General features: G+C 42.7%; 17 protein-coding genes. 4 read left to right on the top strand and 13 right to left on the bottom strand.

What is annotated here, in order from left to right; all coding sequences use genetic code 11:
* Positions 1–26 precede the first annotated feature (26 nt).
* The 3 genes from ACSX1H_RS17520 to ACSX1H_RS17510 are packed head-to-tail and all read right to left on the bottom strand — an operon-like array spanning position 27 to position 3,522.
* Positions 27–2,513 carry an XrtN-dependent VIT domain-containing protein gene (locus ACSX1H_RS17520; RefSeq protein WP_439185541.1) on the bottom strand — a complete coding sequence of 829 codons (2,487 nt, stop codon included), beginning with the start codon at positions 2,511–2,513 and terminating at the stop codon, positions 27–29.
* Positions 2,514–2,562: 49 nt separating this feature from the next.
* Positions 2,563–2,865, bottom strand: a complete 303-nt coding sequence (locus tag ACSX1H_RS17515) for a winged helix-turn-helix domain-containing protein (protein ID WP_439185540.1) — start codon at positions 2,863–2,865, stop codon at positions 2,563–2,565.
* An 18-nt stretch (positions 2,866–2,883) separates the two neighbouring features.
* The gene (locus ACSX1H_RS17510) at positions 2,884–3,522 is read right to left on the bottom strand and encodes a hypothetical protein (protein WP_439185539.1); all 639 of its coding nucleotides are present in this window, start codon (positions 3,520–3,522) and stop codon (positions 2,884–2,886) included.
* 188 nt (positions 3,523–3,710) lie between these two features.
* On the opposite strand from ACSX1H_RS17510, the gene ACSX1H_RS17505 reads away from it, so the two are divergent.
* Entirely contained in the window at positions 3,711–4,313 is a 603-nt protein-coding gene (locus ACSX1H_RS17505) for a hypothetical protein (RefSeq protein WP_439185538.1), read from the top strand.
* A 35-nt stretch (positions 4,314–4,348) separates the two neighbouring features.
* Here the strand turns inward: ACSX1H_RS17505 and hrpB are convergent, their stop codons facing one another.
* The 5 genes from hrpB to ACSX1H_RS17480 form a co-directional block, all read right to left on the bottom strand.
* Positions 4,349–6,832: an ATP-dependent helicase HrpB gene (hrpB, locus tag ACSX1H_RS17500; RefSeq protein WP_439185537.1), complete on the bottom strand. Its 2,484-nt coding sequence runs from the start codon at positions 6,830–6,832 to the stop codon at positions 4,349–4,351.
* A 36-nt stretch (positions 6,833–6,868) separates the two neighbouring features.
* The gene (locus ACSX1H_RS17495) at positions 6,869–7,441 is read right to left on the bottom strand and encodes a GNAT family N-acetyltransferase (protein WP_439185536.1); all 573 of its coding nucleotides are present in this window, start codon (positions 7,439–7,441) and stop codon (positions 6,869–6,871) included.
* 200 nt (positions 7,442–7,641) lie between these two features.
* Positions 7,642–8,868 carry a tryptophan synthase subunit beta gene (trpB, locus tag ACSX1H_RS17490; RefSeq protein WP_439185535.1) on the bottom strand — a complete coding sequence of 409 codons (1,227 nt, stop codon included), beginning with the start codon at positions 8,866–8,868 and terminating at the stop codon, positions 7,642–7,644.
* A 247-nt stretch (positions 8,869–9,115) separates the two neighbouring features.
* Positions 9,116–10,516 (bottom strand): NfeD family protein, encoded by a 1,401-nt coding sequence (locus ACSX1H_RS17485; RefSeq protein WP_439185534.1) that lies wholly within the window; start codon positions 10,514–10,516, stop codon positions 9,116–9,118.
* An 87-nt stretch (positions 10,517–10,603) separates the two neighbouring features.
* Positions 10,604–11,182 (bottom strand): DNA-3-methyladenine glycosylase I, encoded by a 579-nt coding sequence (locus tag ACSX1H_RS17480; protein ID WP_439185533.1) that lies wholly within the window; start codon positions 11,180–11,182, stop codon positions 10,604–10,606.
* A gap of 348 nt (positions 11,183–11,530) precedes the next feature.
* Here ACSX1H_RS17480 and ACSX1H_RS17475 point away from each other — a divergent pair, with 348 nt between their 5' ends.
* Positions 11,531–12,031: a hypothetical protein gene (locus ACSX1H_RS17475; RefSeq protein WP_439185532.1), complete on the top strand. Its 501-nt coding sequence runs from the start codon at positions 11,531–11,533 to the stop codon at positions 12,029–12,031.
* A gap of 40 nt (positions 12,032–12,071) precedes the next feature.
* On the opposite strand, the gene ACSX1H_RS17470 is transcribed toward ACSX1H_RS17475, so the two are convergent.
* A complete protein-coding gene (locus tag ACSX1H_RS17470; protein WP_439185531.1) occupies positions 12,072–12,884 on the bottom strand; it encodes a M48 family metallopeptidase in 813 nt (270 codons plus the stop codon).
* Between the two features lie 130 nt (positions 12,885–13,014).
* On the opposite strand from ACSX1H_RS17470, the gene ACSX1H_RS17465 reads away from it, so the two are divergent.
* Entirely contained in the window at positions 13,015–13,896 is an 882-nt protein-coding gene (locus ACSX1H_RS17465; protein WP_439185530.1) for a DMT family transporter, read from the top strand.
* A gap of 65 nt (positions 13,897–13,961) precedes the next feature.
* Complete coding sequence (locus ACSX1H_RS17460; RefSeq protein WP_439185529.1) at positions 13,962–15,251, top strand: cryptochrome/photolyase family protein; 1,290 nt, start codon at positions 13,962–13,964, stop codon at positions 15,249–15,251.
* Between the two features lie 48 nt (positions 15,252–15,299).
* On the opposite strand, the gene ACSX1H_RS17455 is transcribed toward ACSX1H_RS17460, so the two are convergent.
* The 4 genes from ACSX1H_RS17455 to ACSX1H_RS17440 form a co-directional block, all read right to left on the bottom strand.
* A complete protein-coding gene (locus tag ACSX1H_RS17455) occupies positions 15,300–15,665 on the bottom strand; it encodes a NifB/NifX family molybdenum-iron cluster-binding protein (protein ID WP_439185527.1) in 366 nt (121 codons plus the stop codon).
* Positions 15,666–15,842: 177 nt separating this feature from the next.
* On the bottom strand, positions 15,843–16,238 hold the full coding sequence (locus tag ACSX1H_RS17450; protein ID WP_439185526.1) for a DUF134 domain-containing protein: 396 nt from the start codon (positions 16,236–16,238) through the stop codon (positions 15,843–15,845).
* Positions 16,239–16,593: 355 nt separating this feature from the next.
* Positions 16,594–20,490 (bottom strand): leucine-rich repeat domain-containing protein, encoded by a 3,897-nt coding sequence (locus ACSX1H_RS17445; protein ID WP_439185525.1) that lies wholly within the window; start codon positions 20,488–20,490, stop codon positions 16,594–16,596.
* Between the two features lie 64 nt (positions 20,491–20,554).
* On the bottom strand, positions 20,555–21,580 hold the full coding sequence (locus ACSX1H_RS17440) for a glutaminyl-peptide cyclotransferase (protein ID WP_439185524.1): 1,026 nt from the start codon (positions 21,578–21,580) through the stop codon (positions 20,555–20,557).
* Positions 21,581–21,582 lie beyond the last annotated feature (2 nt).

The raw sequence follows: 21,582 nt of genomic DNA, 5'->3' as shown, positions 1-21,582 counted from the left end.
TTCGTCGAATTAAACGATAGAACATATCAAATTTTTAACTTAAAGTACATCAAAAGAATTACTGCCAGCACCACAGCAATAAGTGCCCATTCGTGAGGTTCCGGTACGGCTCCCGAGTCTTTCAGACTGGCATTTTTAAGGCTGTTGGTACTTTCATCAATACCAAAGCGCTCATAGTCCTTTATGGTTTCGAGAACAATCAGGCTCGACACTGGTGAAACAATGTGGGCCTCGTTGCATAGTTTGTAGACGGCCTCATCAATCAATTCACTGTTATCAAGCAGCAGATGACCGGCCTTCTGAATGATGGCATGGTAGTTATACAAACGCAACAAATGTGTTGGAGCGCCTTCTTCTGTTTTTGCATTATGTGGCCCCCTTTTTTTAACGATGGCCATCTGTGAATCGGGTAATAACACCGCGTCTTCTTCAGCTTCGTATAAATTAAACCATCTGTTAATATCAACACCATTAAGTTCTTTAATATTAATAGTTTGACAACTAAGTAGTTTATACTGTTCCAGACTGGCAATGTAGTCCGATTTATGTCCGTCAAGCACCAAGCAGGCCAGTGGCGTTGAGTGCTCAATCAGGCAATCCTTCAGTCCATCGAAAAATGGTGACGGCGCCAGTTCTGATGGAATGGGTGTATTCTTTTGTCCCTTGCTAATCAGCAAAGCCGATTGGCCATCCTGAACTTTATGGACGGGAAACAGGCTGAATGGTCGCTTTGACAATTGCTTGTACAAAGCATCCACATTGGACAGTTCCACCCTCACAAAACCCTGATGATGAACATACACCGGAACATCCTGAGCTGCTAACAAAGTACTTTCCAGCTCGTCAAATTCCCATTGCCTATTAACATCCACATAGATAGCTGAGGGCTTCAACCAGCCATTTGCATTCAAATTCTTAAGCTGATAAGCCTGATCATTAAAAACAAACTGACTGGGATTCAGTGACTGCAGGGGTAAGCGCACTTCCCAGTGATTAAGCGGACGCCCTTTGTACAGGTATTGATTAGCGGCCTTCCGTTTAAAGCTTTGTGGTACTGTCGGTTTAATACTTTCTCCAACGCATTTCAGATGGATGATTTCAGTAGCGCCCCGGTTATCCGGACCAATCAGCTGTGGGCTTTCAACGACCAACTCCTGCCCTTTGATTTTGAGTGGCATCGTCAAACCAATCTTTACCCGCCGGGCTTCAGCAGGTGTACATGGAAAAATGGTAGCCGTCAATCGGTTGCCTTCCTGCCAATGCAGCAGCACCGGATCTCGCCGTTCTACACCTACGACTTCCCGATAGGCCCTGTCAGCATTTTTACGGGTCGTAAGGCGCGACTTTTCTTCCTTCCCACCGATCCAAAGCGATAAAGAAGATGCTGCAGTGCCTTCCGGCAGGTAAAAAGTAATAAGAGCCTCCTGCTGATTACCTTCCCGCTGATTGGTATTTTCTATCCAAAAGGTTGTTTCTGCATAGGCCATCCGATAATCCGGATACAGTCGCATATCGGTTAGCATTTTGCTTATGCGTAGGTCGCGCCCCGACCATAGCTTTTCATAAGCATAATGCCTGGTTTGTGCGCTGGTCGAAAGAATTTTTACTGCTTCTTCATTACTCAATTCAAGCTGTGGTACGCGCACACCAGCACATGCAACCAGAGGGTCGTGCTCACGAATTTCTGAAAATGAACCTCTGTTAAAATTGAAGCCCCACCAATCGTCCGAGTGCTTTTCATACAAAAGTCCCAGGCCAATGATGCGCTTCGCCCAAAAGGAAGATTGGCATTTTTGAGCATAATGCACCCATTCCGGTAATTCGTTCGCTTCATTCAGCACCATGTGTTCTTGTGCCGCTTTTATTTGCTGGCTTTGGTAGGCATAGATGCCAATGTAAATGCCTGAACAGAGCAGCGCTGTTAGAAAGCCCCACCAGAATGTTCCTTTGCAGGAGAACGGATAGCTGTTTGTTATCGCATACCTAAAAGACATAACTACCATAATAAGAGGTACAAGCAGGTGAATGGAGATGCCTAAAAGTACCAGCCCTATTACCGCAATTAACATAGTTGGCAGTAGCACAAAGGCATAGTATACGAGCACCAGTGATCCAAATCCCGCCATAAAAGCCAATCCTTTTCGCAATCCCTGTGGCAGAGAATGCGGATAGGCTATAAACACAAAGGCCAGCAGAATGGGAACCAGGAGCAGCTCAAGCCATAAGGGTGCCGAGGCAAAAACATGAATATCCTTGTTTAGGCTAAAGCAACTCACCAATAGCAGTGCCATTAAGAGGTGCCAGTTCATGCGGGGCCTGATTAAACGAAATACATTGGTGTTTGCCGGCTTGTCCCAAAAGGATATAAAGAAGTATGCTCCGGCCAAGAGATAATTAACTAAGGACCATCCTTCGAGTGTACCTTGAGTTTGCGGCGTCCAATAATAAATCAGCATGGCAATTGGCAGTAGTACCAACCCAATCTGCTGCGCAAGCGTTAGTCGAATTTTCATAGTTCTATCTTAAAAGTACTTTGAATTACAAAGTATGTGGGTAAAAAAATTATTGCTTCACATTGCTGATCAAGTCATTTAAGCCATCCAGGTGCTTTTGAAACAGTTGCCGCCCCAAATCAGTAGCCTGATAGGTGGTTCGCGGTTTGCGTGCAACAAACTGCTTGTGCACAATAATCAGCTCATGCTTTTCCAAGGCTTTAATATGACTGGCCAGATTCCCGTCCGATGCATTCAGGTAGTCCTTCAGGGCATTAAAGTCCACCTCATCATTGACCATGAGGATGGCCATAATCCCCAGACGCAGACGACTATCAAACAGCTTACTTAAATTATCAATGATATTCTTCATTTTCGCCAATTGTCGCGCTTAGTTTTTTTCATGCTTTTGGTACATCATCAGCCCATAAATCATATGAAGTATACCAAATCCAAGCATCCAGAAGAGGATTCCATACCCAATAAAGAACAAACTAATCAGTCCTAACCCAACTTCAGATATTCCTAAATACCTAATTTCCCGATGCGTATAACGGCTAGCATTTAACAAAGCCAAACCATAAAAGACTAAAGTGCTGGAGGCCAACAAATACAATTCTCCATGATAAACTAAAGCCAGACAAAACACCCCGCCAGCCAGCAGTGGTAAAAACAGGTTAATGAGAAAATACTTTGTACTGGCATCCCATATTTTCAAATTTTTCTTTTTGCTGTTTTTTAAAGTAAAAAAGAAGGCCGCACCAACTGCCAACACCAAAGTTAAAGCAGCTACCAACACAACGTGCCTAAAAATGTTACTATCAACGGGTAATGCAAGAAAACAGTTAGAAACCTCAACGGGTGAAACAAAATAACCTTTTCCCAAGTACCACCACACATAGCTTCCGCAAAGAATGGCAATTAGGCCGGCCGCCACTCCCGACAAACCACTTAAAGATAAACACCGGCTGGAGCGCTCCATTAAGGCCCTAATTTCCGATAGATGATTCAAATGTTCCTGAGTTTCCATATTAAAAGCTCTTTGAATTTCAAAGTAAGCGAATTATTTTTTTATAAACAAGCCCCTATCAATCAACCCAAAAAAATAACGGGCAATAAAAAAACTGTATCCGATAGCTAGTGCAGTGAGTAAAGTCATTTTGAATTTTGCCAGTGCCCCATATTTTTGCAAAAGAATATAAACATAATCTATATCACATGGTTATTTACGGATGGAAATCATCGCCTATTAAAACCGAAGGCAATACGCAACTATCTTGCCCGCACTGCTCAGAAAAAGGACAAATTGTGAACAGTATATTTGGCCGTTATGTCCATATTTTTTGGATTCCTGTGTTTTCTATTGGAAAAACAGGTGCTGCTCAGTGCATGCACTGCAAAAAAACATTTGTTCCTAAGGAAATGGACAATGATATGAAGCGTGCCTATAAAACAATGAAGAGTGATACCAAGATACCCTTTTGGCATTTCTCCGGCCTCGCCATCATTGCTATTATCATTGCGCTGGCAAGCTATTCGGGCAGTGTAAACGCTCAGAATGAACAAGTATACATTGATTCACCACAAGCTGGGGATGTATATGAGTATAAAAATGGCCCGAAACGTTACTCTACCATGAAAGTAGTTGAAGTAAGCGAAGATAGTGTGTATTTCCGCTATAATAACTATGATTACACCAAGCGTAGTGGCATTGAAGAAATTGATGTGGACACTTGTTATACTGAAGACATCTACATGCTTTCACGAGAGGAAATCAAAAGTATGTACACTGACGGAACTATATACGATATCAATCGATAAAAAAGAAAGGTGGCTATTATTGAGCCACCTACCCTCTATTTTTTCCTCTTTACCCCCCTTACTGCTTGTGCTTCCAACGGTTTATCCGGCCAATGGTGTTTGGGATACCTGGCTTTCAATTCTTTTCGGACTTCGAAATAGGCATTGCGCCAAAAACTATTCAAATCGTTGGTAATTTGTACCGGTTTGAAGCCCGGTGACAATAAATGCATCAGCACCTGGATTTGCTGCTTGCATACGGTTGGTGTTTCCAGCATCCCGAACACTTCCTGAAGGCGCACAGCTAAAACAGGAGCTTCTCCGGTGGGTTTATAGGCAAGCTTGACCTTAGAGCCACTTGGAACCAAAATACGCTCAGGAGCCAGCTCATCCAAGCGGGCCTGCAGTTCATAATCCAAATGATGCTGCAGTACGTTCTTCAAATCTATCTTCTTCAGGTCTGCCGGCTTTTTCACTTCCGCCAAATAGGGTGCCAGCCATTGCTTATTCGTTGCCAACAGCTGCTCTGTTGATACATCGGGCCAAGACTGTTCTTTATCCCATTTTCGCAGACTGAGTACCCGATTCTGCCACTGCTCAAGCTCTGTGTTAAAATCGAGTAACCAGCTCCCCTCCTGCTTGATTGCATCGCATATAGCATTGATTTTTAAGTCTTCATCAAAATCACGTAAAGGCTTACTTTGCAAAACTATACTGCCAATCCGAAGCTCTGTTTGCGCCTTGAAACCGCCTTGCTTTGTATCCCAGCTAATGGCATCCACCGATTTTACCAAAGGAGCTAAATCCTTTGGATTTAACGGAGATGCTAAAAAGATCTTTCCTACGCCATCGCGCGCATTTACATTGGCAATGGCCAACCACGCTTCATGAGCCAAATCATCCTGATGACCGGCGGCTGCTATACTGCCATTGGCCAACTTAAACTGGGCATTGTTTCCGGGCTTTGCATGTGCAATGCGCTCGGGATAGGCAAAAACAAGTAATAGTCCTGTTTCATACGGATCAACGGCGGTGTTCTCTTCATCCACCTTTAAAATTCTTCGGTACTGCTCCGCTATTTTTGCAATGCGGCTAAGTTTTTTGTTTTTCAGCTCGCCCGTTCTATATCGTCTGAGTGCTTCAATGCGGGTATTAATATCAATACCGGCTTCCTTACCCAGGGGATCGCGCTCTTCCAACAAGGCAGCAACATCGCAGGCTAACGCACTTAGTTCCTCTTCCTCAGCCATCAATAACATGTGCGCCAGTCGCGGATGACAAGGCAGCTGGTGAATGGCTTTGCCATGTGCTGTAATACGGTTGTTCTCCAGGGCTTCCAGCTGATGCAATAGCTCTCTTGCCTGCGCCACATGTCCTTTGGGAGGTGGCGTCAACCAGGTTAGGCGGGTGATGTCGTCAACGCCCCAACAGGCCATTTCGAGGACCAGAGTGGCTAAATCGGCCTCTTCGATTTCGGGAGTGCGATGGGCCTGCAGGCGATTATGTGTGGCTTTAGTCCACATGCGGTAGCAAACACCGGGACCTAATCGGCCGGCACGTCCGGCCCGCTGATCGGCCGAATCTAGGGTAATGTCGACTGTTTCCAGTCTGGACAAACCTGAATTGGGGTTGAAGCGCATCGTCCGGCTAAAACCACAATCCACCACCACCTTAATTCCCTCGATGGTCAAACTGGTTTCGGCAATGGATGTGGCCAAAATAATTTTCCGTTTGCCCTCTTTATGCGGCATAATGGCGGCATACTGCTTATTGGGCGATAACTGTCCATAGAGCGGATGAATGGAGATAGACCGGTGTGCACGCTTAAGAATGGCCTCACAGTTTTTTATTTCGGCCTCCCCGGGCAGAAATACCAATATATCGCCCTCCTGTTCCTTTACAGCTTTCGATACCACTTTTGCTGTCAGTTCGGGCAATAGCGTTACATCACTCTCACCTTCATGAATCAACTGCACCGGAAATTGCCGGCCTTTACTCACCACAGAAGGTGCATCCAACAATCGCTGTAATTGAGGCATATCAAGTGTTGCCGACATGATCATCAGGCGCAAGTCGGGCCGCAATACCTGCTGGGCCTCCCGGGCTAATGCTAAAGCCGTATCGGCAAACAAGCTGCGCTCATGGAACTCATCAAAAATTACCAGGCCAACCCCTTCCAGGGCATTATCCTGCTGCAACATACGGGTCAAAATCCCTTCAGTCACTACTTGCAACTGCGTATCCGGACCCACACAGTTATCAAAACGAATGCGGTAACCCACTCGCTGTCCCACTTTCTCGCCCAACAGATTGGCCAGGCGCAGGGCAATGGTTTTTGCTGCCAAACGACGTGGTTCCAGCATAATGATTTTCTGGCCATTAAGCCATACCTCCTCCAGTAATGCAAGAGGCAAAAGCGTACTTTTTCCTGCCCCCGGAGGTGCATTCACAATTAAGGTGTTACCGGCCTTTAAATGAGCTTGTACCTCACCAATAACCTCAGTTATTGGCAGGTTGATGTTATAAGGATTAAAATGCACAATTCTTTTCTTTAAACTGCAAAAGTAAGCAAATCGCTACGAATTGCTATTGCTTAATAGTTTTGAATAAATGATGGCCGAGCAGTTACAGGGATGTCCGCAATCGGGACATTGATATTGATACTTCTCACTTCCTGACTTCCAAAACTCCTTGATTTCGCATCGTTCTTCAAAACCAAAGGTAGCCATCAGGTGCTGTATGTTTACCCCACTTTTGCTCTTCCAGCCAAGCGCCAGTATCGCTTTGGTGTCCTCCCTAAAGGCCTCTTCTATCAAGTGCTTGAGCAAACCGGTACCGCATCCTTTGCGCTGATGTTCTGCCTTTACCACAATGGTTTTGACAACAAGGATACGGGCTGAGGAAGACAAACTTATTGACATGTGACTTTGGGTAGCATCGATGAACTGCCCTAAACTACACCTGTAAGACAGGCTAAATCCTATGAGGTACTGCCCTTTAAAAAGGCAATTGATGGTTAAAGCGTAGCCTTTCAGCTCATCCAGAACACTTTTAAAGTAGCCCTCTCCAAGCTCTTGATTGGCAATGTCTAATACTGCACACTTCATCCAATCCTGAAAGGCACTTATTTGTATTTGATGTGTACTCAAGGTTATCATTTTTTGAGCCACAAATTTAATTTTTACGTCTTACATAATTGGCCTCTATCTGGCCAAAGGAAAGATCTGACAGGCAAATTTCCCAAAAACACTGAAACCAAGTCAGCATGAGCCTGGCCCTTACAATTGGGCAATAAAAAACCTGTCAGGCTGCAACTCCTGACAGGTTAGCAATAAAAGATTGATTCAGCCTACTGCTCTATCCCATAATCTTTTCCAAATTTTTCCACCACATAGTCAATGTCCTTATCGCCACGTCCAGACAGATTCACCAATATGGTTTGCTCCTTAGGGAGGTTTTGTGCTAATTTCATGGCATAAGCCACAGCATGTGCGCTTTCGAGTGCAGGAATGATGCCTTCTGTGCGAGCCAGCTGCATAAAAGCATCAATGGCCTCTTTATCATTAATGGTTTCATAATTAACGCGCGCAATGTCTTTCAGGTAGGAATGCTGTGGTCCGACACCCGGATAGTCCAGACCCGATGCCACCGTATTAACCGGTGCCGGCTCTCCCTTATCGTCCTGAAGCAGGTAACATTTAAAGCCATGAATCATCCCTGGCTTTCCCAGCGTAAGCGTAGCCGCATGATCGCCTGTTTTAAAGCTGGTTCCAGCCGGTTCAACACCATAAATAGCCACGCTTTCATCATTGAGAAAAGCAGTAAACAATCCCATGGCATTAGAACCTCCGCCTACACAAGCTACCAGGTTATCGGGCAACCGGCCTGTCATCTCCTGGAACTGCTCTTTGGCTTCGCGGCCAATTACTGCCTGAAAATCACGCACCATCATTGGGAAGGGATGTGGCCCTACAACGGAGCCAATGGCATACAACTGGTTGACCGGGTCTTTCAGGTAAGCCTCAAATGCCGAATCAACTGCTTCTTTTAATGTTTTTAATCCATGAGTTGCCGGAATTACATTCGCACCTAAGATGCGCATTCTAACCACATTGGGATACTCCTTGCGAATATCTACTTCACCCATGTAAATATCGCACTCTAATCCTACCAAAGCAGCGGCTGTGGCCAAAGCAACACCGTGTTGTCCGGCTCCGGTTTCGGCAATGAGCTTTTTCTTCCCCATTTTTTTGGCCAACAGGGCTTCTCCCAAACAATGGTTGATTTTATGTGCTCCGGTATGGTTTAAGTCTTCGCGCTTGAGGTAGATTTGCGCGCCGCCCAGCTTTTCAGAAAGGTTTTTAGCATGAAATACAGGAGATGGGCGTCCGGTGTAGTGTTTTTGCAAATAATATAATTCCTCTTTAAACACCGGATCGTCTTTAATTTTTTCGTAGGCCTCGGCAATCTCCTTCATGATAGGCTCCAGCATGGGCGGTACAAAACAACCACCAAATTCGCCAAAAAAGCCATCTTTATCGGGCATTGCTGCACTGGCCAATAATGATTTATCCATTTAATTCTTTTTTTAGACCTTTAGTTTAAAACATCAACTTAAAGACCTTGATTAATAATTACATATAAAAAAAGCCGCAGGTGGAAATCCTGCGGCTTACTTTAAAATTTTATAGTATACACCTACTGTTCCACTTTGTTTAAAGTAGAGCAACGCCACCAATACGCATGAAACAGTTGATTTATCATTTCAATTTTCTTTGAGTGCAATATTACTATTTTGACCGAACGGAGCAAAATTTAATGCACTATTTTTGCACCATCACATATAATTGCCCGTGCACAAAACGCACCACTTTCACCTTCGTTCCCTTTTCAATATAGCCCGATTCGGCCACTGCATCGTATTGTTCATCATCAATGGTTATTTTACCAGAAGGCCTTAAGGTTGTATAAGCCACTCCCTCGCTGCCAATAAACTCTTTTAATGAGGCTTCGACTCCAATATAACCTAATTCTATGTTCTCCTCTGTTTGAAGGGCAATGCGTGCTCCAAAAGTTGAGGATGACAGCAGTTTTTTACTGAGGTAGATAATACCCAGCAAGGAACCAAATAAACCCGAAAGTACGATGCCTAACGCTTCCAACAGCTTATTGAAGCCAACCCCATCAAAATTAAATACATCGTTATCAAGTAAGCTTAAAGTCAGTCCTCCAACAACAAGGATTATTCCTGATACACCGGCAATACCAAATCCGGGAATCACAAACACCTCCAGACCAATGAGCACCAATCCAATAATAAAGATGATTATCTCCCAGTTAGCCGCCAGGCCATCGATGTACAAAGGCGAAAAATAGAGAACTGCCGCAATACAAGCCGCCAGCAAGGGAAAGCCAACACCGGGTGTTTGTAACTCAAAATAGATCCCCCCGATTATTACCAAAATAAGAATCCCCTGTAAAATGGGACTGGTTAAAAATCCTTTTAAACCATCGTAAAAAGAAGGCTTGAAGGTGGTGATCTCGTAATTGTAGATTTTTAGTTGCCTTAACACATCCTCAATGTTATTGGCCTGTCCTTCACAAAAACCATTTTCTATGGCCTCCAAAGTGGTAAAGGTTAATATTTTGCCTGTATCAACCACATTTTCAATATAAATGCTCTCATCCACCATAGCCTCAGCAATGTGCGGGTCGCGTCGCCATACATAGGTGGTATCTTTGCCTGTAACAATGGTGTCTTTACCATGCGCTTCGGCCGTTGCACGGATGGTCGAACGCATGTATGACTGGTATTTATCGGGCATTTTTTCACCACTTTGATTCACCACTGTAGCAGCCCCAATATTGGCCCCCGAACGCATATAAATACTATCGCAGGCAATGGAAATTAGCGCACCGGCAGAAGCCGCATTGTTATCGATGAACACATGGACCGGAATAGTACTGTTGAGAATCTTTGTGCGGATAGAATCGGCAAAAACAACCTGCCCCCCATAGGTATTCATGTGCAATAGAATAACATCTGCATGCATGGCTTCGGCCTCCGCAAAAGCTTCCTGGGTATGTATCCAGGATGTACTGCCAATCTCCCGGAATATTTTGTAAGTATAGACCTGAGTCTTTAATGAGTCTGTGCTTTCAGCATACAACTGAAAACCAAACACCTGCAGCAATAACATTGAAATAAGCAATCGTTGGCTCATAAAGTTCACTTTTAGTTAGATGTTTAAAAGTAGGAAGAAATATCAATTTAAATACACAAATAGCCGGGCATATTTGAATAAGGTTTCTTACTCCTCACTCAGACTGGCACATTCTGCATAGCGATAACAACTCACAACATGGTCATTAACCATACCGGTTGCCTGCATAAAGGCATAACAAATGGTGCTGCCAACAAAAGAAAAACCGTCTTTCTTCATCTGTTTGCTCATGGCATCGGATAGTTCTGTAGTTGCCGGAATGTCTTTATCGGAAGTAAAGGTGTTTAAAATAGTACGCCCATTGGTAAACTGCCAGATGTAGCTATCAAAAGAGCCTTGCTCTTTTTGGATCTTCAAAAAGGCCTGTGCATTTTTAATGGCCGCATTGATCTTCAGACGATTTCTGATAATGCCCGCATTGAGCATTAACTCTTCTACTTTGTCGACCTGGTAATTCGCTATTTTAACGGCATCAAACCCATCAAAGGCCTGGCGGAAGGCTTCTCGCTTGTTCAAAATAGTCGACCAGCTCAATCCGGCCTGAAAACCTTCCAAAATAAGAAATTCAAAAAGCTTTTTGTCATCGTGCAAAGGCACTCCCCACTCCTGATCGTGGTAGGCCATATATAGTTCTGAACCACTGCACCACATGCATCTCTTTTTCATAGTAATGAATCGCTATTTAGTTCTAAATTCAATAGAAATGCTGAATGTACTCATAATTTCCTGAGTGTTCAAGCATTATTTCTTTGATGAACCTGAAACATCTGCAAGCACTAACAAGCCTTTGCATTGCCATCTGCTCCTGCCAGTAATGTTTAACTATTTCTTACGATCAAATCACACTCTCGCCATTGATCTATACAACAACCACTTAGTCGAAACATCAACCTGTTAATCAAGCAATTATTTAAATTAAAACAAGAGTGTAACTTTTATGTGCTAAATAAGTATTACCACAATAAGCAACTTGCTAAGAAACACAGCTAACAACCGTCTAAACAATCTGAATCTATGAAAATGATACTAATCAGCCTGGTGCTTTTCATATTTAGTACAACCACATTCTGGGCCCAAGAAAAAGAGTTGAGCCATTCTGAGTTAAGTAGATTCAAAAACAATGTGATCTACATTGAAGGAGTTATTATGAACTCTGCCAAATACAATTATGGTTATCCCACCCTTGTATATGAACGTTACATTGACAGACTCTACCAACTTTCTTTTAAAATCGGACTATCCTCTAATTTCAAATCCACCACCAACATACCATTTTCCATCAATTGGCTCAGTGCCGGTCTGAGGCATCATCACCTCGAATTTGGGGCCGGAGGCATTATCAGCATTAATGATTATACCTATGAAGATAATAATATTGTGGCCTATGGAATTTTTCTGCCCATGATGTACCGCTATCAAAAGGCGGGCGGTTTGGTAATCAGAGCCGGCGCCAATGCGATATTTGGTCTGCAATACTTTATTGCCCCATCGCTTAGCTTAGGCTATAACTTCTGAATAAACAAAAGCGCCCAGTTTCCTGAGCGCTTCCTTTCAGCTATTTTTTATAATATTTTAGAGCTTCGGGCATGTAAGCCTGGAGATTTTTAACCCTTGTATCATCTGCCGGGTGCGTACTCAAAAACTCAGGTGGTTTTTGTCCGCCACTATCAGCCATGCGCTTCCAGAAAGGAACAGCGGCCTGCGGATTATAGCCCGCCATTGCCATAAAAATAAGGCCCATCTTATCGGCTTCTGTTTCGTGCGTACGCGAATAAGGCAACATAAAGCCCACCTGCGAGCCCAAGCCAAAAGCAGCCATGTACAAAGCTTTTGTTTGCTCTGGTTTTTCATTAAGCGCTACCGACAGGGCGGCCCCGCCCATTTGCACACCCATTTCATGACTCATCCGCTCATTACCATGCTTGGCCACAGCATGGGCAATTTCGTGCCCCATTACAACCGCCAGGCCTTCTTCATCTTTTGTTAATGGCAAGATGCCGGTGTAAAAAACCACCTTCCCACCAGGCATGCACCAGGCATTGGGCACGTCATCCTCAACCAGGTTAAACTCCCAGGCAAAATCCTTGATGTGATCCGCGTAGCCATTATCGGTCATGTATTTTTCCACGGCCGCAGCAATTCGTTTCCCCACCCTTTTAACCATTTCTGTTTGCTCCTTATTAGTCGATAACTTATTCTCTTTCAGAAACTGGTCGTACTGGGTGAAACTCATAGACATCATTTCAGCATCAGAAACCAGATTGAGTTGCTTTCGACCGGTTAAAGGCACTGTTGAACAGCTATAAACTACTGCTAATAAAAGCAGTAGGCTAAGTCCTAAAGGCCATTTGTTTATTACTTTCTTCATAATCAGATTAATATTTGCACACGAACATTTATTCGCATTAGGTTAATTGATGAACAACAAAATTAATGCGTTGCTACGAAACTATTTCTATTTTTGCCCAAACAAAATTCAGTTACCAAGCTATACTTTTATGAACGCACTACTAAAAAACCATTTAAAACTCCATTTTGTTGTCTTATTATATGGTTTTACAGCCATACTGGGCAAATTAATAACCCTTTCGGCTCCTCAAATGGTTTGGTACAGAATGCTCATTGCCTTTATTGTGCTGTGGGCCTACTTAAGGTATAAGAAAATACCTGTTGCCATTGGTTCGGCCAGCATCATCAGGCTGATGGGAGTTGGAATAGTAGTTGCTTTTCACTGGATTACTTTTTTTCATGCGGTTAAAATATCGAACGTTTCGGTTACATTGGGCTGCATGGCCTCTACCACTCTATTTGCCAGTTTCTTAGAGCCCATTATATTTCGTAAACGCATTCAATGGCTGGAAGTCCTTATTGGACTTCTTATTATTGCTGGTCTATACATGATATTTCAGTTCGAGCTTACTTACTGGAAAGGCATCATAACGGCCTTGATATCTGCATTTCTGGCAGGTCTATTTACGGTACTAAACAAGCTCTTTATTGACAAATACCACCCGGTAACCATCAGCTTTTATGAGATGGGCAGTGGTTTCATCAGTATCGGCATCTTCCTGCTGGCAACCGGCATCCTTCCCTCTGGCATGGTGATGCCAACAACGCTCGATATTATTTACATCCTTATATTGGGAATCGCCTGCACCGCCTATGCATTTGTGGTAGCAGTTGATGTTATGAAAGTATTATCTGCCTATACGGTTGTGCTGGCCATCAACATGGAACCCGTGTATGGCATTTTACTGGCCTTTTTTATATTTGGACAAAGTGAGTTTATGTCCGGTGGTTTTTACCTGGGCACATTAGTCATTCTGCTGGCTGTATTTCTGCACCCTTTACTGATTCGAATGCAATCAAAACAAAAATAGTCTCGTTTAAGTTATACATTCATAAATTAAACATTTGCAGGAGCAGAAGTAAATATTGCAGAAGCATGACAGACAAAATCACCATCCATTGGTTCAGGCGCGACCTTCGATTGAAAGATAATACCGCTTTAAATGCAGCTCTGAACGGCCCACATCCAGTTTTACCCATTTTTATTTTTGACCGCCACATCACCGATGAACTTCAGGCAGATGATGCGCGAATCACCTTCATTCATCAACAAGTCACCACCATAAATGTGCAGCTGAACAGCCAATACCATAATGGGCTAAAGGTTTTGCAAGGCCAGCCACTCGAAGAATGGCAGAAACTCATCCATAGCTATAACATTGCCGAGGTGCATTTTAATCGCGACTACGAACCCTATGCTTTAGAAAGGGATGAAGCGGTTACTAAACTACTGGAATCCCATGGTATTCGGGTTGTAACACACAAGGATCAGGTCGTGTTTGAAGCCCACGAAGTTTTGAAAAAAGATGGTTCACCCTATACTATATATACGCCTTATAAGAAACAATGGATCAGTAGATTTAATGATTTACCATCCATAAATCGACCACAAGCTGATGCGCCTGCAAACTACTTTCAAATACAGATACATACGCCTCATATTGAGGAATTGGGGTTTAAGCATTCGCCAATTGCTGTGCCAGCCTGGAATTTTAATCATGTCGAACAGTATGAGCACAAAAGAGATATCCCCCACCTGAACCACACCTCACACCTGGGACCCCACCTGCGCTTTGGCACTATCAGCATTCGTGAAGTCATTGCCAAAACCTGCTACAGCGAAGTGTTTTTAAGCGAATTAATCTGGCGCGAATTTTTCATGCAGATCATGGTGCACTTTCCCCAGGTTATCGCCCATAATTTTAAGCGAAAATACGATGCCATTATCTGGCAAAATAACAGTAAACAGTTTGAACGCTGGTGTCAGGGACAAACTGGTTACCCCATAGTTGATGCAGGCATGCGCGAGCTTGTACAAACCGGATTTATGCACAACCGTGTGCGGATGGTGTGTGCCAGCTTTTTATGTAAACACCTACTGATTGACTGGCGCTGGGGCGAAGCTTTTTTTGCCCAACACCTGCTGGACTTCGAACTGGCATCCAACAATGGCAATTGGCAATGGGCTGCCGGTACAGGCTGCGATGCAGCGCCTTATTTCAGAGTATTCAACCCTTCGGAACAACAGAAGAAGTTTGACCCCGAGCTAAAGTATATTCTTAAATGGGTTCCTGAATTTGGCACCATGGCCTACCCCCAACCAATGGTTGAACACAAAGCAGCTCGGCTGCGGGCCATCGAACACTATAAAATGGCCTTACAATAAAAAAGCTACCGTTACGGGTAGCCTTTTACTGGATTACTCATACAAAGATCAATGTTGACACTCATGTCCGCTGGCATGCTGTTGACAACCAATCCCTGAATCTTCAATTTTATCGGCCAAAAAATTATGGACCACTGACATCACATCTCCGGAACAACCTCTAAATACCTGGATGCCATGATTTCTTAAGGTGTTTAATGCACCATTACCCATATTACCAGCCAGCATTACCGTCACCCCCTTTTCCTGCAAAATTGCGGCGATATTGCTTTTGCAACCGCAACCCTGTGGCGAGGGTAAGGTTTCTGACTTGGTAATCTTCTGGTTGTCGTCTACTGTGAGTAGCGTGTAGGCTTCGCAATGACCGAAGTGATCATCGACAACATTTCCTCTGGTTGGAATTGCCACTTTCATAATTCATATCTCCTATTTTTTTTAAATATAATTGATGATGATAGCTTCCCTCACGCATCATTGTCTTTCCGCAATGAGGGCATGTTTCGTTGCGACAAGGCTTACCTTTTTGATGTGGAAAGGTGACATTGCATTCAACACAAATGCAATGTCCATTGTATTGTTCTGCTTCCATATTTAGTTTAATTCACGCAAATCAGGCGCCTGGCAATAGTTACATCCCTGAAGCGCCTGCTTACTGATGTTTAACTTCTGACATTGGGTACATTTGTACCAATGATCGTCCGAATGAAAATCTCCTCCTTCAATCAGAATAGCTTTGCCTTCGACAAAGGCTTTGGCTACATTCTGACGAGCCCTTTCATAAATACGGGTAAAGGTGGGCCTTGACACATTCATTTTCAGGGCTGCCTCTTCCTGATTAAGCCCCTCATAGTCCGTTAGCCGCATAGCCTCATACTCTTCAAACAGCAAAATTACTGGCTCCAAACTTCCCATAGGAACGCCAAATGGCTTAAATCCGTCGACTTTTGGTGGCGACTCGATAAATCGTTTTCGTTTTGGTCGTGGCATGCTTAAAAGTATTATCCACAACAAATGTAGAATTTATTTTGAACATTTGTTCATAACAATGCCTTTTTTACTAAAAATGAATGTCCTGGCTAATGAACTGGATACACGCAACCAGCAGCCGATGGCAACTCTTCCAACGACTGTATGTAGGCATTTTATTGAGTGCCCAATGCCTGGCTCAATAGGATGATACTACCATCATAAGCAAGAACAAAATGGAAGAACCCAAAAATAAAACCACTCCTGAAGACATTAGAAAGACAGCGCTTCACTAAAGCGCATTATATGTAATCACCGCCTTTCAGCCTCACAAGTGCCACTAAGCTAGCAATCAGTTAAACCAAAGCTTTCGCTGCTACCATACAGCCTTTATAGAAGTATCCGGGAAAAATGGGTTTTTAATGTAGGCCGAATAGTCTTTGTAGTAGTCAGTTTTTAACCCAATGTAGTGCTTATCTGTTACCAATGCCTCCCCGGCCCGGTACCATTTTATGGTATTGGTTTTATCAAGCACATCGTTGATATACACTGCGCCAATGCCATTATCGTATGCCAACTTGTACATTATTTTTTGCTGCCCGGTTATAAGCTTTCCAACCTTCTTAGGCATACCATACAACAAGGGAGTTAGCGATTCGAATTTAAGTCTGTTTAACGATACATCAATGGTATCTAAATAGTTACAGGCGGTTAAATCCAGCTTCACTCTATCTAAAACATTGTTTTTCAACGACAAATATTGCAAATCTGGCGAGAGCACATCAAAATGAAGAGTATCTAAATAGTTATCGCTCAGATCTAACCTCACCAGGGCTGTTGAATCGCCAAAGGCCGGTGAGAAATCGCGCAGATGGTTGGCACTGATGTCCAAATCGGTAAGAGCGGATAGGCGGCTAAGATTGGCACTGAAGTTCCGAAGCAGATTACCAGACAAGTCAATTTTCTGAATTTTACTGGTCAGCACATCCTCAGCCATCAGGCCTGCCACCTCATTGTTGGCCAGCTTCAGCTCCTTTAAGTGCTTAAGCGCTTTAAATTCTTGCGGAATATAGCCGCGAAGATGATTGTTACACAACTTGATTGCGGTTACGTGTCCTGACTGATTAAATGTGACTCCATGAAGGGCCAGAAAAGATTTTGGCAATCGTTTACCGCGCTTAATTTGCGACCAGCCTTCGTTACTGTACCACCTGTCCCCTTGCATTTCTGCATATAAGCTGCTTAATGCCATCACCTCCTCCTTGGGAACCGTAATATTTAAGTAGGCCTGATAAGAATATGTCAAATTAGGCAAATCGGGATGCTCAATAACGCACTCAATAAGTCCTTTGTCCTTATTATTAATCACAACCTGGTTGGAGTTGCTTTTAATCAGCTCATTATTAAAGAACCAATCAATTTGCAAATCGTCAATGCGCGCTATTAAGGAAAATACACTCTGACTGGAGTTTACCTTTTGCCACTTTAACAGATCAGCGGAATGCTGACGATGATAGGTAAAACACTGTGCATTTTGAGCAAATGTCTGTCTGGCATGTATCAGATAGTCAAGAGGCAAGTGATTATTACTTAAAGTCACAGAATCCATCTCCACTCCCTGTGCCAAGTTAAGGTTCAAATCGCTTAACAGATTATTATCCAGGTATAAATGCTTCATGTATGGACTCCACTGAATATCAAGGTCCAAGGTTCTGATTTTATTATTTCTCAGGTTGATATTTTCAAGAAGTGAACAGCCTTTAAAGTCGATGTACACCTGCTCAATAATGTTATTTGAGGCGTTAAGTGACTCAAAAAACCAACACTCGTTTAAGTCCAGCTTCAGTAAAGCAATATTATTATTGGAAAAGTTCAATTTTTTAATGGTCAGGCTATTGGATAGATTGGCGACAAAAAAGAACAGCTCGTTATCTGATAAATCAATCTCATTCAGATAAAACATGTCATCAAACTCAATATCGAACTGAACCAGCTTATTGGATTGCAGCAGCAACGACTCCAGATTATAGCATAAATCGAGGCTATTTGCCAGGAAACTAATATTATTGTGGCTTAAATTCAGGTAGCGCAAATCAGTTAAACTCTTAAATGAAAACGGAATATTGCTAATGGCATTGTGTGATAAATTCAGGTGACGCAGCTTTTTCATTTTGCCAATTGACGTTCCGATGTATTCGATTCGGTTATGACTCAAATCGAGTGTGTGCAAGAACCTGCAACTGTCGAGGTTGAGAGTAAACTGCTTAAAATCGTTATTATCGAGTATTAAAGACCTTAAACGCGGACAATAATTCAGCTTGCTTTCGATGTAGCTAATGTGGTTATCGCCCAAATTAAGGTACACCAACTGCTCATTATTTCTCAGGTTATAATTGAAGCGGGATATATAATTGCCTCTCAGATTAAGCTCTCTCAACTGTGGAAACAAATAAAAGTTAATGTTTGGATGACACAACTTATTGTAACTTAAATCGAGCACTTTAATACGGAAACCATTTACCTTTAAATCAGTAAATTTGCTCAGCTGATTATGAGATAAATTAAGTATTTCAAGCTTGTGATTCGCCCGCAAATCCAAATTAAAGGTATCGAGCTGGTTGTGAGATAAATCAAGCGCTTTTAGTTCGCGACAATTAAACAGCTTCAGCTGAATATCATTTATTTGGTTGTTATTTAGAAGCAATTCCTCCAGTTGATGCTGATTAAGCAGGTCAATTTCAAACTTAGACAGCTGGTTGCCTGATAAATCGATTAACTTAAGGTTGGGACAGTGAAACAGCCGGGCATCAAACTGTGCAATGTTGTTCCCGTTCAACTTTAATGTTTCCAGTTGCCAATTACGTCTAAACTCCGCATTAAAGATCGAGATGTTATTATTACTCACATCCAGGTGCTCCAACTTTGGACAGGTCATAAAGTTATAACTGAAATCCGTCAACCTGTTATTAGACAAGTCTAAGTGAGTCAACGAACTACATTCATCCAACTGCGTATTAAGCTCATGAATTTTATTGTTGCGCAACACCAGAATTTCCAGATTTTTATGATTGCTAAGCTGCTGATTAAAAACGGTCAGTTGATTATTTCCTAAAAAAAGTTTATTCAGTCGATTGTTATTCCTTAAACTCGGGGCAAAAAACTCCAGCTTATTATTTCCTAAATTTAACACCTCCAGATTAGTGCAGTTGCTTATATTCACATCAAACTTATAGAGCTTATTCCCCCATAAATCTAACTCCCTTAAGGCTCTGGCACTACTCAGGTCGAGTTGTAATTTCGATATGTGATTAGAGTTTAAAAGCAACTTTGCCAACTTGGGATTTGCCTTGAAGCTGGTTTCGAAGGCCACCAGTTCATTAAATGACAAATCCAAAATTTGCAATTGAGAACAGGCAGTCAGCGAAGATGTAAAACGTTGTATTTTATTAGATGCCAAATACAAACCCGTTAAACTCTTACAGGTCGATAAATCGTAATCAAAACTTTTAAGCCTGTTATTGCTCAATGCCAAGCGCTGCAGCGAGCGACAACCCTCTAATCTGGGGTTAAACACTTCAAGATCATTACTTGAAAGGTTCAATTCACTTAATCGGCCCAAACAGTTCAAATCCTCACTGAAGGTATCCAACTGGTTATGATCGATAAAAAGTGTCTGTAGCTGATTGCTTGAATAAGGTATTAGCTCAAAGCTATTTATGTTGTTGAAGCTAAGCAGTAAGACCTCCAGTTTTCGAAGCTGCTTTACATTGAACACAAAACTATCGAGCTGATTCTTTATTAAGTTAATGCGCTTCAGGGAATTACCAACTGCAAACTCATGGTTAAAACTCGTTAGTTTGTTGCCCGACAGCTCCAACTCCTGAAGCATTGGCAAGCGCTTGAAATCTACATTCACCTCCTCAAGCTTATTTTCACTTACATTTAATACTCTGATTCGGTTATTGGCTGCAAATTTTAGCTGACAGAATTTTATGCTGTTATTCGAAATGTCTAACTGTTCCAGATATGGTACAAACGAGAAGTCAGCTACCAGAGAGTCCTTGCTAATAAGCCCCTTCGCAACAATTCGGGTGATACGCCCATCATGATTATAATGAACAACATGCCTATCAGGAATTCCGTCCGCATCGCTATCGGCTTCCGGAAGTATTTTAAGCAATAATTCGAACTCATTACTCCCTGTTTGAGAATATGTTAGCTGATACATAAACACAAAAGACAGGAGAGCAACCTTAAATATTAACTTGCACATTAACCTTTAGATTTTTCCCTCAATTCGACTGTTAACATTTATTAACAAACATAGTCTTTTTATTTCATTTCTCAAAGGACAAATGTTGCCAAACAATAATATATGGCCAATTTTTTCCCGTCAGGTAAACAAGCTGTTCCCGGGGATTATAGGCTATACCGTTGAGCACTCCGGCATCGGTATAGCGAGAGCGATCGATACAATGGCTAAGATCAAGGGTCACTTCCACTTTACCCGAAGCCGGATCGATGACAACGATGCGATCACTGCCCAATACATTTGCCCATACCTTGCCTTCAATATATTCTAACTCATTAAGGTATTGCACCGGCCCTGTATTGTTATAGACCTGAAAAACTGAATCGACCTTAAAATCATTTGATAAATAGTGCAACTTATTGGTACCATTTGAACTCAACAGAAAGCGCCCATCAACAGTTGTTAGGCCCCAGCCTTCCTGTTTGTAAGGGTAGATGGCCAGCTGCTCCAGCTGTTGGTTGAAGGTATAAACCAATCCATCTTTCCAGGTAAGCATTATAAGCGTACTGTCAGCTAAGGTAAGGCCCTCTGCAAATATCTGCTTATCCAAATCCAGTTTTTGCACCACCTGTCCATTATCCGGGTTGATAATGCGCAAGGAAGATTGCCCCGTCAGGCCTGTTGACTCATACAAAACACCATTGTGCCATAAAAGCCCCTGTGTAAAAGCATCCGCATCATGCTTGATTATGTGATAATTATCTAGAGTTACTTGATGTGGTTCAGTATCAGATACCATGTATATCTTTTCCAATAACCGGTACTTCCTGTTACCCGAATAGAATGTGAATGACAGCTCATTAATGCCAGGCCGCAACCTATTCCCTGGCAGTTCAAAACAGCTTGTCTGCAACGGCACATACACCTTCTTGGATGTATTATCGATGATGGAGTCAATCTGCCGCGAAGCATTTGACAGGCAAAACACGGCCGTATCACTATCCGTCATCAGCTTCCACTGGCTATTGTTACCAACACCCGGGTATTGCAGATAGACTCCACATCCTGTCAATAACAGCATACATAATATTGCCACATGATGCTTTGACATTC

This window comes from Carboxylicivirga taeanensis (assembly GCF_051851475.1).
Taxonomy (GTDB): domain Bacteria; phylum Bacteroidota; class Bacteroidia; order Bacteroidales; family Marinilabiliaceae; genus Carboxylicivirga; species Carboxylicivirga taeanensis.
The sequence above is the reverse complement of the archived record's forward strand: the minus strand, read 5'-3'. Positions and strand labels throughout refer to the sequence as shown.

Bases quoted from the DNA above. Each gene is read 5' to 3' on its own strand.
- ACSX1H_RS17475 (WP_439185532.1), top strand. From the start codon at position 11,531: ATGAAAATGATACTAATCAGCCTGGTGCTTTTCATATTTAGTACAACC.
- ACSX1H_RS17470 (WP_439185531.1), bottom strand. From the start codon at position 12,884: ATGAAGAAAGTAATAAACAAATGGCCTTTAGGACTTAGCCTACTGCTT.
- ACSX1H_RS17515 (WP_439185540.1), bottom strand. From the start codon at position 2,865: ATGAAGAATATCATTGATAATTTAAGTAAGCTGTTTGATAGTCGTCTG.
- ACSX1H_RS17485 (WP_439185534.1), bottom strand. From the start codon at position 10,516: ATGAGCCAACGATTGCTTATTTCAATGTTATTGCTGCAGGTGTTTGGT.
- ACSX1H_RS17455 (WP_439185527.1), bottom strand. From the start codon at position 15,665: ATGAAAGTGGCAATTCCAACCAGAGGAAATGTTGTCGATGATCACTTC.
- ACSX1H_RS17460 (WP_439185529.1), top strand. From the start codon at position 13,962: ATGACAGACAAAATCACCATCCATTGGTTCAGGCGCGACCTTCGATTG.
- trpB (WP_439185535.1), bottom strand. From the start codon at position 8,868: ATGGATAAATCATTATTGGCCAGTGCAGCAATGCCCGATAAAGATGGC.
- ACSX1H_RS17520 (WP_439185541.1), bottom strand. From the start codon at position 2,513: ATGAAAATTCGACTAACGCTTGCGCAGCAGATTGGGTTGGTACTACTG.
- ACSX1H_RS17480 (WP_439185533.1), bottom strand. From the start codon at position 11,182: ATGAAAAAGAGATGCATGTGGTGCAGTGGTTCAGAACTATATATGGCC.
- ACSX1H_RS17445 (WP_439185525.1), bottom strand. From the start codon at position 20,490: ATGTGCAAGTTAATATTTAAGGTTGCTCTCCTGTCTTTTGTGTTTATG.
- ACSX1H_RS17440 (WP_439185524.1), bottom strand. From the start codon at position 21,580: ATGTCAAAGCATCATGTGGCAATATTATGTATGCTGTTATTGACAGGA.
- ACSX1H_RS17510 (WP_439185539.1), bottom strand. From the start codon at position 3,522: ATGGAAACTCAGGAACATTTGAATCATCTATCGGAAATTAGGGCCTTA.
- ACSX1H_RS17465 (WP_439185530.1), top strand. From the start codon at position 13,015: ATGAACGCACTACTAAAAAACCATTTAAAACTCCATTTTGTTGTCTTA.
- ACSX1H_RS17505 (WP_439185538.1), top strand. From the start codon at position 3,711: ATGGTTATTTACGGATGGAAATCATCGCCTATTAAAACCGAAGGCAAT.
- ACSX1H_RS17450 (WP_439185526.1), bottom strand. From the start codon at position 16,238: ATGCCACGACCAAAACGAAAACGATTTATCGAGTCGCCACCAAAAGTC.